A 13,916-nucleotide genomic window follows, 5' to 3' on the forward strand; every position below is an offset into this window, starting at 1 on the left:
AACACCCTACTCATTATAGGGTGAATAAAGTGGCGTCCCATAGGGGGTTCGAACCCCTGTTACCGCCGTGAAAGGGCGGTGTCCTAGGCCTCTAGACGAATGGGACACAAGCAGTTACACCCTACTCATTATAGGATGAGTAAAGTGGCGTCCCATAGGGGGTTCGAACCCCTGTTACCGCCGTGAAAGGGCGGTGTCCTAGGCCTCTAGACGAATGGGACACAATACACTTTTACGAAAGTGTGAAAATGGAGCGGGAAACGAGGCTCGAACTCGCGACCCCAACCTTGGCAAGGTTGTGCTCTACCACTGAGCTATTCCCGCTTATCGATTGCCTTTCAGCAATCACTGCCCTGCTCTAATGGCATTGCAGTTAAATTCAGTAATGGCGTCCCATAGGGGGTTCGAACCCCTGTTACCGCCGTGAAAGGGCGGTGTCCTAGGCCTCTAGACGAATGGGACACAATACACTTTTACAAAAGTGTGAAAATGGAGCGGGAAACGAGGCTCGAACTCGCGACCCCAACCTTGGCAAGGTTGTGCTCTACCACTGAGCTATTCCCGCTTATCGATTGCCTTTCAGCAATCACTGCCCTGCTCTAATGGCATTGCAGTTAAATTCAGTAATGGCGTCCCATAGGGGGTTCGAACCCCTGTTACCGCCGTGAAAGGGCGGTGTCCTAGGCCTCTAGACGAATGGGACACAATACACTTTTACGAAAGTGTGAAAATGGAGCGGGAAACGAGGCTCGAACTCGCGACCCCAACCTTGGCAAGGTTGTGCTCTACCACTGAGCTATTCCCGCATACTTACACTAATTTGCGTTTAACCTTCGACCGATAAACGCTAGACTATGTCACAACCTACTAAAAAGATTGGCGTCCCATAGGGGGTTCGAACCCCTGTTACCGCCGTGAAAGGGCGGTGTCCTAGGCCTCTAGACGAATGGGACAAGAATATAATCTTGCTGTGTGAGCGGGTGCGTATATTACTGTTACTAATCTTAAAATCAACAGTTTTTTTCATTAATTTAGGCCTTATAGAGAAAAACCTCTTTAAAAATCAATATTAAGGAAACATGTATGCTGACCAAATCCAATATCTTAGCTCTTTGTGTGTCGACTTTACTGTTAACTGGCTGCACCACAACACACTATATAAGTGTGGAGCCAGTCGCTGAGATCGAAGTCAACAACCTAACCAATGACCGCGTCATTAAGGTATCAACTAGCACCAAACTGACGAATTCTGTTGGATCAATTACCACAGGTTTAAATGAACGCGCGGATATATACACAACGAATGATGTTAAAGACAGCGTACAACAAAGCATTGTTAACGGTCTCAAAGAAATGGGGTTCACACCGGATCAAGGTGTTTTGCCAGCCGCCGATTTAAAAGTAAATATTACTAAGATGAGTTATCAGACCAAAGTCAAAACGTTAAAAACCATCGCCACCTTAGACTTTGAATTGAATCTCGTGCTAACCGCCAAAGGTCAGACCTATAAAGCCAACTATGGCTCACAGAAAGTGCGTGAGTATGGCACCATGCCTTATCAAGAGGACATTCAAAAGAACATGAATGAGTTGGCTAGTCAAACTGTGACCCGCCTATTAAAAGATCAAAACGTCATTACTCTACTTAAGCAGTAGCTTCTGTTTAAGTAGCTGAAAGAAAGCTTGATTAACTAAAAAATGGGCAAGCCAATGATTTGCCCATTGTATTTTGATACTAGCGAAGCAGGCAGCAAATTGGTCAGTTATAACTCGTCATCGTCCTTCTCTATAAAGGATAAGGACGCTGAATTTACACAGTAACGCAAGCCAGTTGGCTGCGGTCCATCTTCAAAGACGTGTCCCAAATGCGCATCACATTGCTGACAAACAATTTCGGTACGACGCATCATCCAAGACACATCTTCAACCTCGCCAATGTTATTTGTGTTGCCATCGTAAAAGCTTGGCCAACCTGATCCTGAATCATATTTGGTGTCTGAAGTAAAAAGCAGCGCACCACAACAACGGCAATGGTACTCCCCTTTCTCGTAAAACTTTTCATACTTACCGGTAAAAGCGCGTTCGGTGCCTTTTTTTCTTACTATGTTAAACACCTCTTCGGGTAATTCCTGCTGCCACTCTTGTTCCGTCTTTACTATTTTTTTACCTCTATCTGACTCAGTCATCTTGAATGCTCCCAAGTTAGGTGTAAAGTTATAGCCTTAGCTGTAACTAAGGACAATTTGGTGCAAATTCGTAAATCCAACAAACTCGCAAATATCTGTTATGAAATTCGTGGTCCCGTTCTCAAAGAGGCCATGCGAATGGAAGAAGAAGGCCAACGAATTTTAAAACTCAACATTGGCAACCCAGCGCCCTTTGGTTTTGAAGCACCAGATGAAATCCTAGTCGACGTCATTCGTAATTTACCGACTTCACAAGGCTACTCTGAATCAAAAGGCTTATTTTCTGCGCGCAAAGCCGTTATGCAAAAATATCAAGCCATGGGCATAAAATCCGCTGACGTTAACCAGGTATGGATGGGCAACGGTGTAAGCGAACTCATTGTCATGGCCATGCAAGCCCTGTTAAACGACGGTGATGAAATTCTCATTCCAGCCCCTGACTACCCTCTTTGGACCGCTGCCGCCACACTATCAGGCGGTTACGTTAGACACTATATGTGCGATCCTGGTTCCGGTTGGCAACCAGATATTAAAGACATACGCGCCAAGATCTCCAATAAGACCAAAGCCATTGTCATTATTAATCCTAACAACCCAACGGGCGCAGTGTATGAAAAAAGTGTCTTGCAAGCCATTGTGGATCTGGCAGATGAACACAATTTACTTATTTTCTCTGATGAAATTTATGACAAAATACTTTATGACGAAGCACAACATATCCCCACAGCAAGCTTAACCGAAGGCAGAATGCCTTGCGTTACCTTTAGTGGTCTCTCTAAAGTATATCGTACCGCTGGTTTTCGTTCTGGCTGGATGACCATCACTGGAGATTGCAGCAAAATTGGTGATTTTATCGATGGTATAGATATCTTAAGCTCAATGCGTTTGTGTGCCAACGTACCTGCGCAACATGCCGTGCAAACCGCACTGGGCGGTTATCAGAGTATTAATGAGCTCATTATACCGGGTGGCCGCCTCTATGAACAAAGGCAAGTTGCATTTGATGTTTTAGACTCAATTCCCGGTGTGAATTGTTATAAGCCACAAGGTGCCTTGTATCTGTTTCCACAACTCGACCCTAAAGTGTACGACATTAAGAATGATATGGATTTGGTGCTGCAGTTCCTCAAAGAAGAAAAGGTTCTTATTGTACAAGGCACAGGCTTTAATTGGCCGACACCGGATCATGTGCGCTTTGTGTTTCTTCCTCATATTGAAGAACTGACTCCCGCAATGGAGAGATTCGCCGCTTTCTTGCATAGATTAAGACGTTAAAATCCTTAATCTGGTGTCTTGAAATAATCCATCAAACCCCTACTATGCTCCTTACCAGTCTTTTTAGGAGCATAGTAAAATGCGTATCATTCTTTTCCTTTTGACCAACCTAGCTGTCCTAGTCGTGGCAGGCATAGTGTTAAGTCTATTAGGCGTAAATGGCTACATGAGTAGCAATGGATTAAATCTTTCGTCCTTGCTGATTTTCTGTGCAGTCTTTGGTTTTACCGGTAGTTTTATTTCACTATTTTTATCCAAATTCATGGCCAAAAGAGGCTCTGGTGCAGTGGTTATTGAACAACCACGAAACCACAAAGAAGTTTGGTTATTGGATACAGTGAAAGAACTGTCTAATACAGCTGGCATTAAGATGCCAGAAGTTGCCATCTTTCCATCTCACGATGCTAACGCTTTCGCTACCGGCTGGAATAAAAACGACGCTTTGGTCGCTGTATCCAGCGGCATGCTAGAGCGCTTTCCACCCGATGAAATCAAAGCCGTTTTAGGACATGAAATTGGTCACGTAGCAAATGGCGATATGGTGACATTATCTCTTATTCAAGGGGTGGTGAACACTTTCGTTATGTTCTTTGCCCGGATCGCAGCTTACGCGGTGGATCAATTCCTGCGCCGAAACGACAGCAGTAACTCTGTTGGTTTTGGTTACTACATTGCAACATTTGTGTTTGAGATTGTATTTGGCATCTTGGCGTCCATGATCGTTATGTGGTTCTCACGTTTCCGTGAATTTCGTGCCGATGAGGCAGGTGCTAAGTTGGCAGGCAAAGGCGCTATGATCGCTGCCTTGGCACGCTTACAGCAAGAACATGAAGAATCACACATGCCAGACTCTATGTTGGCGTTTGGCATTCGTCAGGGTAAGCGCCCAAGTTTAGGCGAGTTATTCTCAAGCCATCCGCCTATTCGTGATCGTATCCAGGCTTTGCAAGCCCTATAAAATCAAGATCCAAAAACCAAAACGCCAGCAAATTTGCTGGCGTTTTTCATGGTTATTCATCACTATTTTTTATTCTGCAATGTCTCTAATATATAGGCTATTAAAGGAATGCCACCTTCTTTAGGCGGATTGCGAAAACGTATACCGTAGACATAAAAATATTCCACTCCCATACGTGTTAAAAATTCATTATCCACCATGCTGGCCTGTACTTGCTCTAGCATTTGAATTTCCTGAGATCGAATCTCACAATCCAATTTCAACAAATGTGAATAGCTGCCAATTTTTACATTGCAAGCCATTTTCATGGTCTGATTTACCGAACCAAAATCTTCTTTGGAAATCAGCTTAGCGCCACCATAACTCAAGTCTGTAATAATGGCCGATGACACGTCATTAATAGAGGTATTACTGCCATCCCCTTCCACATTACAAATTAAGCGTGTCTCAACCCGCACTGCCTGACGCACTTCAGAAACTTCAACGTAACTTGGGTAAGCTATGTGTAAATGTGCCGCAGGTTCCAAATAGCTTTTTGCTACTTTACTGGAAAAAGCACATACATGAGTACTTAACATTAAGCGTATATTGACAACTTGGCTGTCGCGTACAAGAATGTTTTTCCCATTCAATCTTGGGCAAGAAAGAATCAAAGAAGCACCCGGTATATTACCTAACACTTTCACCATATGCCGTCCTGGCGGTGAAATAAATTCCAACTGCACACTGGTGCCAATCGGTACATCAAGGTCACCTAAATCGACCTGCATCACTCCAGCCATGTTTTACCTATTTTCTTTGATTATTTTTGATTGAAGCCAACGGCTTTTAGCATAGCTTGCTCAGAATCATGGTGCACTTGACAAGTATTAAATTCATCCCGCTCAACATAGTTCTTCCTGAGCCAATCAAATGTGGACTCTTTTGTGTTGATGCGATACTGAAATCGTAAACGAGCATCATCTCTTGCCACATCATAAATGGCATGCATACTTCTCGCCAGTATTTCTTCTTTACACAAGTGTGTATTAAGCTGAATAGATTGCAAATTTCCTGGCGTCACCGCGTCTTCCATACTGAATTGTGCGTCTAAACCAAAGCATTTGCACAAGGCCTGATAAACCATCCAGGTGCCCTTTTCACGTCCTTGCCGACTGTAGCCAGCTATGTGTGGTGTCGCAATATCCGTAATGTTTACCAGTTGTTGTGAAATATTAGGCTCGTCATGCCAGACATCCAACACTAGATTAAGGTCACCAGAAAGCTCTTTATAACGTGACAGCAAAGCGTCTTCATTGATAACACCGCCTCGGCCCGCTGAAATAATACTGCTACCCGCCTTAATCTGAGCAAGCTCATTTTCGGACAACATATTCAAGGTAGGGTATGGTCCAGACTGAGTCATTGGCGAATGCAAACAGATCACATCGCACGTCAATACGTCTGCCAATTCAACGAAATTAGCCTCTCGGCTCAGCATGGGATCATCTGCCAGTTTCAGCGGATCGTAAACGCACACCTGACAGCCCAAAGCGGCAAAACGCTTATAAACAGTGCGCCCCACATTGCCATAACCGATTACAGCTACTTTTGCAGACAACCACTTAATGCCTTTATTGAGATAAAGATGTCCTAACGCACTAAAAACATAATCCGCAACCGCTTCAGCATTACAGCCAGGAGCACTGGAAAAAGCAATATTTTGCGCACGTAAATATGCTTCATCTATGTGATCAACACCAATAGTGGCGCTGCCAACAAATTTCACTTTACTGCCCGTTAATAAATTCTCATTCACCTTAGTAACCGACCTTACCAAAAGCGCATCTGCGTCTTTCACTTGCTGGGCCGAGAGATCTCTTCCACTTACTAAGGTCACCTCTCCTAAATGGGAGAAAAGCCGTTTTACATTCGGCATATTTTCATCAGCAACGATTTTCATATTCGTGTTTTAAAAACTCATTAAAATCAACATCAGGATGGCGTTTCGCCAATAAAAATCGTGCATAAATCTCTGCCCTGTAAGGCAGGTTTTTATTCTCGATATAGGATTCTACTTGCTGCATGACTGCCTTACGAAAAGGTGAAGCATCGTAATCAGGATAAGCTAAATTATCGACACTGACATTAAAAGGCATACCAGCTGACCAGTGTAAAATGCATTCAACTGCTTGCGGTTTCACTTCAACTTGTTCAAATTCTGCCTGCTGCGTTAAGTTTCGGCTGTCGGTTTCATACCAATAACCATAATCTTCAAGCTGCCTTCGTTTCGCGCCGGCAATACACCAGTGGCTTACCTCATGCAAAGCGCTAGAAGCGTAATCAAGACGAAACAATATCTTTGCGGGCTGATCGTCCTTAGCAGGCAAATACAAAGGCTCATCAGAATTCCCAACCAAGCAGGTCTGATAGGAATGCAAAAAACACTGATTAAAAGCCAATACTATTTGGTCAACAAGAGCCAAGAGTCTAGTCTCCAAAAAGTGGCGATTATCACACAAAATAGCGCCATGTAGAATGTCTACATGGCGCTATTAAATGTCACACTGCATCTTCTAACAATAATTAACCGCGATAATAATTCGCCGCAACAAAAGGCATTTTGACTTGGGTTAATGAAATCTTTTTACCTCGCATCTGGGCAAATATAGGCTCTTCAGTGGCCAACACGCTGGCATCAACATAACCCATCAAGATAGGTTTTTCCAAACTCGGTGAGAAACCGCCACTGGTCACCTTGCCAACCAAACCTCCTGCTTGGTTTACCAGCTCAACACCTTCACGAATAGGGGCGCGTCCTTCGGCAATAAAACCAACACGTTTTTTACTTGGCTTATCAGTAAACTGCGGCAAAATCACATCCGCACCCAAGAAACCACCAGCACGCTCTCCTTCGGTACGACGAACTTTTTGAATGGCCCAGTTTAACGATGCTTCCACTGGCGTTGTTTCGGTATCTATATCATGCCCATACAAGCACAAGCCAGCCTCAAGGCGCAGAGAATCACGCGCTCCCAAACCAATCCACTCCACTTCAGATTCAGCCAACAAAGCCTTTGCCAAAGTATCCGCCTGCTCATTTGCAACAGAGATTTCGTAACCATCTTCCCCTGTATAGCCAGAGCAACTCACCCATAATTCAATCCCTTGCCAAATAAACTTACTGCTTTGCATGAAAATCATGTTGGCGGCCTCCGGCACCATGCGAGCAAATACTTCGCGAGCCTTCGGACCTTGCAAAGCAAGCAATGCCCTATCTTCTAGAACCACCACATCAGAAGTGACTAGGCTTTTCTGCAAATGCTCAATGTCTTGATCTTTACAAGCCGCATTCACCACCATGTATATTTCATCACCCCAGTTAGCGAACATCAAATCATCAGAAATACCGCCTTTTTCTGTGGTAAACATGCCGTAACGCTGCAAGCCTTGCGGCAAATCAATCACATCAACAGGTAAAATAGCCTCTAACTCTTGCTTAACTTGCTCGCCTTTTAGCAGCACTTGCCCCATATGAGACACATCAAATAAACCAGCCTGCTGACGCGTCCACAAATGTTCTTTTTTTACCCCAAGTGGGTACTGAACTGGCATTTCATAGCCGGCAAATTCAACCATTCTGGCACTGCTAGCAAGGTGCTGCTCATATAAGGCGGTACGTTTCATTTTATTACCTGCAAGATTCTTGTTTAAAAAAGTTTCCAATAGGAAACAGATTACCGAAAATATAAGTGCATTGACAAGTCTCCCTTAGATTTATTTAAACCAATTGACACACTACAACGTACGAGAAAGATAATAAATCAAACCATTTGGTCAACTTAAGTTTCACTACATTTTTTTAAAACAAGTGGGTTTTTCATGTTTCCAATTGGAAACTTTTTGATTATGATAAGCGCAAATTGACGTGAACAGGACAATGACTGACGCTCTAAGAAAGATGATCTTTTTTCATCACCTTAGACTGCCAAAGTGTTATTATAGTTAAGACTCATTGTCTTATGGGCATACATGTTTATTTAAGAGGATATTTTTCATGGCCAACACCGAAGCCTTTTTCAGCCAAGCGCTTGCTGAGCGTGATCCTGAGCTTTATGCAACCATTACTGAAGAGCAAGAACGTCAGGAGACTGGCATTGAATTGATCGCTTCTGAAAACATCACTTCTAAAGCCGTATTAGAAGCGCAAGGCTCTGTGCTGACCAACAAATACGCTGAAGGTTACCCTAATCGTCGTTACTATGGTGGCTGTGAAGCCGTTGACGTTACTGAACAATTAGCTATTGATCGCGCTAAGCAACTTTTTAACTGTGAATTCGTTAACGTACAGCCGCACTCTGGTGCTCAGGCCAATGGTGCTGTCATGTTAGCTTTACTTCAACCAGGCGACACCATTATGGGCATGTCTCTTGACGCTGGCGGTCACTTAACTCACGGAGCGCCACCAGCACAATCAGGTAAGTGGTTTAATGCCGTTCAATATCAAGTAAACCCAGACACTCTACTGATAGATTACGATGCAATCGAAGCACAAGCGTTAGAATGCAAACCTAAAATGATCATCGCCGGTGGTTCCGCTATCCCTCGCGTCATCGATTTTAAACGTTTCCGCGAAATCGCAGATAAGGTTGGGGCTTACTTGTTCGTTGACATGGCGCACATTGCCGGTTTGGTTGCGACTGGTGCCCACCCTTCTCCACTTCCATATGCGCACGTTGTGACAACGACAACGCACAAAACATTGCGTGGTCCTCGTGGTGGTATGATCTTGTCTAATGATTTGGATTTGGGTAAGAAAATCAACTCAGCAGTATTCCCTGGCTACCAAGGTGGCCCATTAATGCACGTTATTGCGGGTAAAGCTGTTGCTTTTGGCGAAGCCTTGAAGCCTGAGTTTAAAACTTACATAGATCAAGTGGTTAGTAACGCCAAAGTACTTGCTGAAGTCATGATTGAACGCGGTTGTGATGTGGTAACGGGCGGTACAGATAACCACCTAATGCTGGTTGACCTTCGTCCAAAAGGCATCAAAGGTAATATGGCTGACAAAGCCCTTGAACGTGCTGGGATTACCTGTAATAAAAATGGCATTCCATTTGATACCGAAAAACCTATGATTACCTCTGGTATTCGCCTTGGTACACCAGCGGCGACATCTCGTGGTTTTGGCGAGGAAGAATTCCGTAAAGTCGGTCACTTAATTAGTGACGTAATCGACGGTCTTGTGGAAATGCCTGAAGGCAACCCAGAAGTCGAAGCGCGCGTACTGTCTGAAGTTAAAGAGCTTTGCAAGCGTTTCCCACTTTACCGCTAATAACACCATACCCAAGTGTCTGTTCACTTGGGTATTTTTTTATGAGGCTAACAACATATGAGCACTATCCCAGAAAACTTAAAATACGCTGATTCTCATGAATGGGTTTTGGATAACGGTGATGGCACAGCAACGGTTGGCATTACTGACCATGCACAAGACTTACTTGGTGATGTTGTTTATGTTGAATTACCAGAGGTTGGTGCATCAGTAACAGCAACTGAACAGTTCTCTTTGATTGAATCCGTAAAGGCTGCGTCTGATATCTACGCGCCAATTAATGGTGAGATTATTGAAGTGAACCAAGACTTAGAAGATGCTCCAGAGTTAATCAACGAAGCGCCTTATGAAGGTGCCTGGATTGCTAAAATCAAGATGAGCGACGCAGCTGATCTTGACAAATTACTGGATGCTGCCGGCTACGCTGAATCCATCGAGTAATCTTCTCAAAACGCACTACCTGCGCTCTTTATTTACTCTAATACAGGGCGCACATTCTCTACTCTCTTCTATAACAGGTGATAGAACTATGACATCGTGCATCCGCGATTTGTTGAACCATGACGAATTTATCGCTCGCCACATTGGCCCTGACGCCAATGAAAAAGCGAAAATGCTAAATAGTATTGGCGTTGACAGTCTCGAACAATTGATTGAAAAAACGGTTCCCGAAGCGATTCGTTTGGCCAATCTAGACATGAGCGAACAAGCCATTAGCGAACAGGATGCCTTGGTTGAATTAAAAGCCATTGCCCAGCAAAACAAAATTGCCCGCTCTTTTATCGGCATGGGGTATCACGACACCTATGTTCCCTCACCTGTTTTGCGCAACTTGCTCGAAAACCCTGGTTGGTACACAGCTTATACTCCTTACCAGCCTGAAATTTCACAAGGTCGCTTGGAAGCCTTACTTAACTTCCAACAAGTCATCATCGACCTCACTGGTATGGAAATCTCTAACGCCTCCCTGTTAGACGAAGCAACCGCTGCTGCGGAAGCCATGACCTTGATGAAACGTTCTAATCGCAAGAAGAGCAATTTACTCTTTGTGGCCGATCACTGCTTACCACAAACCATTGATGTGGTGAAAACTCGTGCTGAGCTGCTGGGCATTGATTTGGTCATAGACAATGTTGACAAACTGGCTGAGCATGATGTCTTCGGTGCTATCGTCCAATATCCAGGCTTGGACGGCGAAGTAAAAGATCTTGCACCAATGATAGAAAGTGCCCATCAACAGCAAGCTTTGGTCAGTGTGGCAGTAGATCTATTGTCACTTGTGCTACTTAAATCTCCAGGTGCAATGGGTGCGGACATTGTTTTTGGTAGCGCACAGCGCTTTGGCGTACCAATGGGCTTTGGTGGACCACACGCTGCTTTCTTAGCGACAAAAGATACTTACAAACGTTCTATGCCTGGCCGAGTCATTGGTGTTTCTAAGGACAGCCATGATCAAGCTGCGTTGCGTATGGCCATGCAAACTCGCGAACAACATATTCGTCGTGAAAAGGCCACCTCCAATATCTGTACCGCTCAAGCCTTGCTGGCCATGATGGCCAGCTTTTATGCGGTTTATCACGGCCCGCAAGGTTTAAAGAAAATCGCTTCCCGGGTTGCTGGCTTAACGCATTTTCTTGCCCGTCAATTGCAAGCAAGCGGCTTTGCTGTCAATGCAAGCCACTTTGACACCCTAGTAATACAAACAGGCGATAAAACGCAATTCATCTATGATAAAGCACAAGCAAAACTAATGAATTTCTATCAAGCAAACGACAGTAGCTTGTCTATTGCCTTGAACGAAACCACCAAACCGCAAGATATTGTCGACATCCTAGCTTGTTTTGACATAGCCACAGACCTAGAAAGCATAGCCGGCATGACCATTAGCTTTGGTATTGCTGAGGATCTATTACGTCAAGACGAGATTTTGACCCATCCGGTTTTCAACAGTCACCACAGTGAAACCGAATTGATGCGCTACATGCATCAACTGGAAGTAAAAGACATAGCTTTAAACCAAAGCATGATTCCGTTGGGCTCATGTACCATGAAGCTCAATTCGGCGTCAGAGATGATTCCGGTCACTTGGCCAGAGTTCGGTCGTATCCACCCATTTGCTCCAGACGATCAGGTTTCTGGTTATCATGCGTTACTGAAAGAACTGATTGCCATGCTGTCCAAAGCCACTGGTTACGATACGGTTTCTTTACAGCCTAACTCTGGTGCACAAGGCGAATACGCAGGCTTGGTAGCGATTGATAAATACCACAAATCTCGCGGTGATCACGATCGTGATGTCTGTTTAATCCCAAGTTCTGCTCATGGCACCAACCCAGCTTCCGCAGCCCTTGCTGGTATGAAAGTGGTGATAGTCAAGTGCGATGACAACGGCAATATTGACCTTGTCGACCTTGCTGAAAAAGCCGAAAAACACGCTGATCAATTAAGCTGTATCATGGCCACTTACCCTTCAACCCATGGTGTATTTGAAGAGCACATTCGTGAAGTGTGTGACACGGTACACAAATTTGGTGGTCAAGTTTACATTGATGGCGCCAACCTAAACGCTTTGGTCGGTATTGCTCCTCCAGGTAGCTTTGGTGGCGATGTGTCTCACCTAAACTTGCACAAAACCTTCTGTATTCCGCACGGCGGTGGTGGCCCTGGTATGGGCCCCATTGGCGTGAAATCGCACCTTGCACCTTTCCTCCCGGGACACAAAGTTAGCCCGGTTTTGGACATGGAAGAACAACACGGCGCGGTATCCGCAGCCCCTTATGGCAGTGCGAGCATTCTGGTGATCACCTGGATGTACATCAAAATGATGGGGGATCAAGGCTTAAGAGACGCGACTCATAATGCCATCCTGAACGCCAATTATGTCGCCACTCGTCTAGGGGAACACTACCCTGTGCTTTATACAGGTAAGAACAATACGGTTGCTCATGAATGCATCATTGACATTCGCCCCTTGAAAGCAGAATCAGGCATCTCAGAAGAAGACATTGCTAAGCGCTTAATGGACTTTGGCTTCCATGCGCCAACCATGTCTTTTCCTGTGGCAGGCACATTAATGATTGAGCCAACAGAATCAGAAAATCTTGAAGAGCTGGATCGCTTCTGCGACGCCATGATTCAAATTCGCAAAGAAATCAGTAAGGTTCAAGCGGGAGAATGGCCTTTAGAAGACAACCCCCTTGTCAATGCTCCACATACGGCAGCAAGTCTGTTATCGGTAGAGTGGAGCCACAGCTACTCTCGCGAAGAAGCGGCTTATCCTCTTGCTTGGATAAAAGCCCGTAAATATTGGCCGCCTGTTGGTCGTATTGATAATGTTTACGGTGATCGTAACCTATTTTGTGAGTGTCCTCCGATAGACAGTTACGAATAAATAACGATAGATAGAAAATGACAAAAACCCTCAAAAAACGAGCCAAATGGCTCGTTTTTTTTAACCTTTCATTGTGTTCACATGAATGACCTTGATCCCAATTCTTGTCTGCGACTTTTTCATCGTCTTTTTACTTTAGTAGCAACACAAAACAAATTGTTACGCACAAACAACAATCATCTCACCCTTGTTTCGTAATTTTGTCTACTCTAATAAAAGGGCGACAAAGGGGAGCATGTATGAAAGGTGCGGTGTTTACAAATTTTCAAGAGATGGTTGAAGAGCAATTTGGTATGGCTTGTTGGGAGTCTCTCATTGATCAGTGCGATTTGCCAAGTGAAGGCATTTATACCAGTTCAGAAACCTATGACGATGAAGAAATACTTTCCTTGGTGGTGGCGTTATCTGAATATACTTCCACTCCAGCACCTGAATTAATAGAAGCATTTGGTCGTTATCTATATGTTGGTTTAGCGCATGGCTTACCCCCTTCCATGATGGACTTTCCAGACCTATGGAGCTTACTTGAAGCGGTAGATTCTGTTATCCATGTTGAAGTCAATAAGCTGTATCCGGATGCTCTTACGCCAAAAATCATTGTCACCGAAAAGCGAGACAATGGCGTAACCCTATATTATCAGTCACCAAGAAAATTATGTGTATTGGCCATTGGTTTGATTCATAAAGCAGCAGAAACATTCGATACTCCAATCAGCATCAAACATGAGTGTTGCATGAATGATGGAGCAGACCATTGCTCTTTAGTTATTGAAAAATTCTAAACTGGACAGA

12 protein-coding genes and 8 tRNA genes are annotated in these 13,916 nt (G+C 44.3%); 7 read left to right on the forward strand and 13 right to left on the reverse strand.

Annotated features, from left to right (window positions below; translation table 11 throughout):
• Positions 1-30: 30 nt before the first annotated feature.
• The 8 genes from ABXS85_RS02515 to ABXS85_RS02550 form a co-directional block, all read right to left on the reverse strand.
• Positions 31-106: transfer RNA gene (locus ABXS85_RS02515), tRNA-Glu, on the reverse strand.
• 39 nt (positions 107-145) lie between these two features.
• Positions 146-221 (reverse strand) — tRNA-Glu (locus tag ABXS85_RS02520).
• Between the two features lie 28 nt (positions 222-249).
• A tRNA-Gly gene (locus ABXS85_RS02525) sits at positions 250-324 on the reverse strand.
• 62 nt (positions 325-386) lie between these two features.
• Positions 387-462 (reverse strand) — tRNA-Glu (locus ABXS85_RS02530).
• Positions 463-490: 28 nt separating this feature from the next.
• A tRNA-Gly gene (locus tag ABXS85_RS02535) sits at positions 491-565 on the reverse strand.
• Positions 566-627: 62 nt separating this feature from the next.
• Positions 628-703: transfer RNA gene (locus ABXS85_RS02540), tRNA-Glu, on the reverse strand.
• 28 nt (positions 704-731) lie between these two features.
• A tRNA-Gly gene (locus tag ABXS85_RS02545) sits at positions 732-806 on the reverse strand.
• Between the two features lie 71 nt (positions 807-877).
• Positions 878-953, reverse strand: a tRNA-Glu gene (locus ABXS85_RS02550).
• Between the two features lie 130 nt (positions 954-1,083).
• Here ABXS85_RS02550 and ABXS85_RS02555 point away from each other — a divergent pair.
• Positions 1,084-1,656 (forward strand): YajG family lipoprotein, encoded by a 573-nt coding sequence (locus ABXS85_RS02555; RefSeq protein WP_353668483.1) that lies wholly within the window; start codon positions 1,084-1,086, stop codon positions 1,654-1,656.
• Positions 1,657-1,763: 107 nt separating this feature from the next.
• Here the strand turns inward: ABXS85_RS02555 and msrB are convergent, their stop codons facing one another.
• On the reverse strand, positions 1,764-2,186 hold the full coding sequence (gene msrB, locus ABXS85_RS02560; RefSeq protein ID WP_353668484.1) for a peptide-methionine (R)-S-oxide reductase MsrB: 423 nt from the start codon (positions 2,184-2,186) through the stop codon (positions 1,764-1,766).
• 60 nt (positions 2,187-2,246) lie between these two features.
• Here msrB and ABXS85_RS02565 point away from each other — a divergent pair, with 60 nt between their 5' ends.
• Positions 2,247-3,461 carry a pyridoxal phosphate-dependent aminotransferase gene (locus ABXS85_RS02565; protein ID WP_353668485.1) on the forward strand — a complete coding sequence of 405 codons (1,215 nt, stop codon included), beginning with the start codon at positions 2,247-2,249 and terminating at the stop codon, positions 3,459-3,461.
• A gap of 79 nt (positions 3,462-3,540) precedes the next feature.
• Complete coding sequence (gene htpX, locus ABXS85_RS02570; protein WP_353668486.1) at positions 3,541-4,419, forward strand: protease HtpX; 879 nt, start codon at positions 3,541-3,543, stop codon at positions 4,417-4,419.
• 62 nt (positions 4,420-4,481) lie between these two features.
• Here the strand turns inward: htpX and ABXS85_RS02575 are convergent, their stop codons facing one another.
• From ABXS85_RS02575 to gcvT, 4 genes are all read right to left on the reverse strand, one after another.
• The gene (locus ABXS85_RS02575) at positions 4,482-5,201 is read right to left on the reverse strand and encodes a flagellar brake protein (protein WP_353668487.1); all 720 of its coding nucleotides are present in this window, start codon (positions 5,199-5,201) and stop codon (positions 4,482-4,484) included.
• 20 nt (positions 5,202-5,221) lie between these two features.
• Entirely contained in the window at positions 5,222-6,361 is a 1,140-nt protein-coding gene (locus ABXS85_RS02580; protein ID WP_353668488.1) for a 4-phosphoerythronate dehydrogenase, read from the reverse strand.
• Positions 6,345-6,884 carry an elongation factor P hydroxylase gene (locus tag ABXS85_RS02585; RefSeq protein ID WP_353668489.1) on the reverse strand — a complete coding sequence of 180 codons (540 nt, stop codon included), beginning with the start codon at positions 6,882-6,884 and terminating at the stop codon, positions 6,345-6,347. The genes ABXS85_RS02580 and ABXS85_RS02585 overlap by 17 nt, the downstream gene beginning before the upstream one ends.
• A 100-nt stretch (positions 6,885-6,984) precedes the next feature.
• A complete protein-coding gene (gcvT, locus tag ABXS85_RS02590) occupies positions 6,985-8,085 on the reverse strand; it encodes a glycine cleavage system aminomethyltransferase GcvT (protein WP_353668490.1) in 1,101 nt (366 codons plus the stop codon).
• A 370-nt stretch (positions 8,086-8,455) separates the two neighbouring features.
• Between gcvT and glyA the strand changes: the two genes are divergently transcribed.
• The 4 genes from glyA (at position 8,456) to ABXS85_RS02610 (ending at position 13,906) form a co-directional block, all read left to right on the forward strand.
• Positions 8,456-9,733 (forward strand): serine hydroxymethyltransferase, encoded by a 1,278-nt coding sequence (gene glyA, locus ABXS85_RS02595; RefSeq protein WP_353668491.1) that lies wholly within the window; start codon positions 8,456-8,458, stop codon positions 9,731-9,733.
• A 57-nt stretch (positions 9,734-9,790) separates the two neighbouring features.
• On the forward strand, positions 9,791-10,174 hold the full coding sequence (gene gcvH, locus ABXS85_RS02600; protein ID WP_353668492.1) for a glycine cleavage system protein GcvH: 384 nt from the start codon (positions 9,791-9,793) through the stop codon (positions 10,172-10,174).
• 88 nt (positions 10,175-10,262) lie between these two features.
• The gene (gene gcvP / locus ABXS85_RS02605) at positions 10,263-13,124 is read left to right on the forward strand and encodes an aminomethyl-transferring glycine dehydrogenase (RefSeq protein ID WP_353668493.1); all 2,862 of its coding nucleotides are present in this window, start codon (positions 10,263-10,265) and stop codon (positions 13,122-13,124) included.
• A gap of 239 nt (positions 13,125-13,363) precedes the next feature.
• A complete protein-coding gene (locus ABXS85_RS02610) occupies positions 13,364-13,906 on the forward strand; it encodes a heme NO-binding domain-containing protein (RefSeq protein ID WP_353668494.1) in 543 nt (180 codons plus the stop codon).
• Positions 13,907-13,916 lie beyond the last annotated feature (10 nt).

Source organism: Marinomonas sp. THO17 (assembly GCF_040436405.1).
In the GTDB taxonomy this organism is placed as follows: Bacteria; Pseudomonadota; Gammaproteobacteria; order Pseudomonadales; family Marinomonadaceae; genus Marinomonas.

Bases quoted from the DNA above. Each gene is read 5' to 3' on its own strand.
- ABXS85_RS02555 (WP_353668483.1), top strand. From the start codon at position 1,084: ATGCTGACCAAATCCAATATCTTAGCTCTTTGTGTGTCGACTTTACTG.
- htpX (WP_353668486.1), top strand. From the start codon at position 3,541: ATGCGTATCATTCTTTTCCTTTTGACCAACCTAGCTGTCCTAGTCGTG.
- ABXS85_RS02580 (WP_353668488.1), bottom strand. From the start codon at position 6,361: ATGAAAATCGTTGCTGATGAAAATATGCCGAATGTAAAACGGCTTTTC.
- gcvH (WP_353668492.1), top strand. From the start codon at position 9,791: ATGAGCACTATCCCAGAAAACTTAAAATACGCTGATTCTCATGAATGG.
- msrB (WP_353668484.1), bottom strand. From the start codon at position 2,186: ATGACTGAGTCAGATAGAGGTAAAAAAATAGTAAAGACGGAACAAGAG.
- gcvT (WP_353668490.1), bottom strand. From the start codon at position 8,085: ATGAAACGTACCGCCTTATATGAGCAGCACCTTGCTAGCAGTGCCAGA.
- glyA (WP_353668491.1), top strand. From the start codon at position 8,456: ATGGCCAACACCGAAGCCTTTTTCAGCCAAGCGCTTGCTGAGCGTGAT.
- gcvP (WP_353668493.1), top strand. From the start codon at position 10,263: ATGACATCGTGCATCCGCGATTTGTTGAACCATGACGAATTTATCGCT.
- ABXS85_RS02610 (WP_353668494.1), top strand. From the start codon at position 13,364: ATGAAAGGTGCGGTGTTTACAAATTTTCAAGAGATGGTTGAAGAGCAA.
- ABXS85_RS02575 (WP_353668487.1), bottom strand. From the start codon at position 5,201: ATGGCTGGAGTGATGCAGGTCGATTTAGGTGACCTTGATGTACCGATT.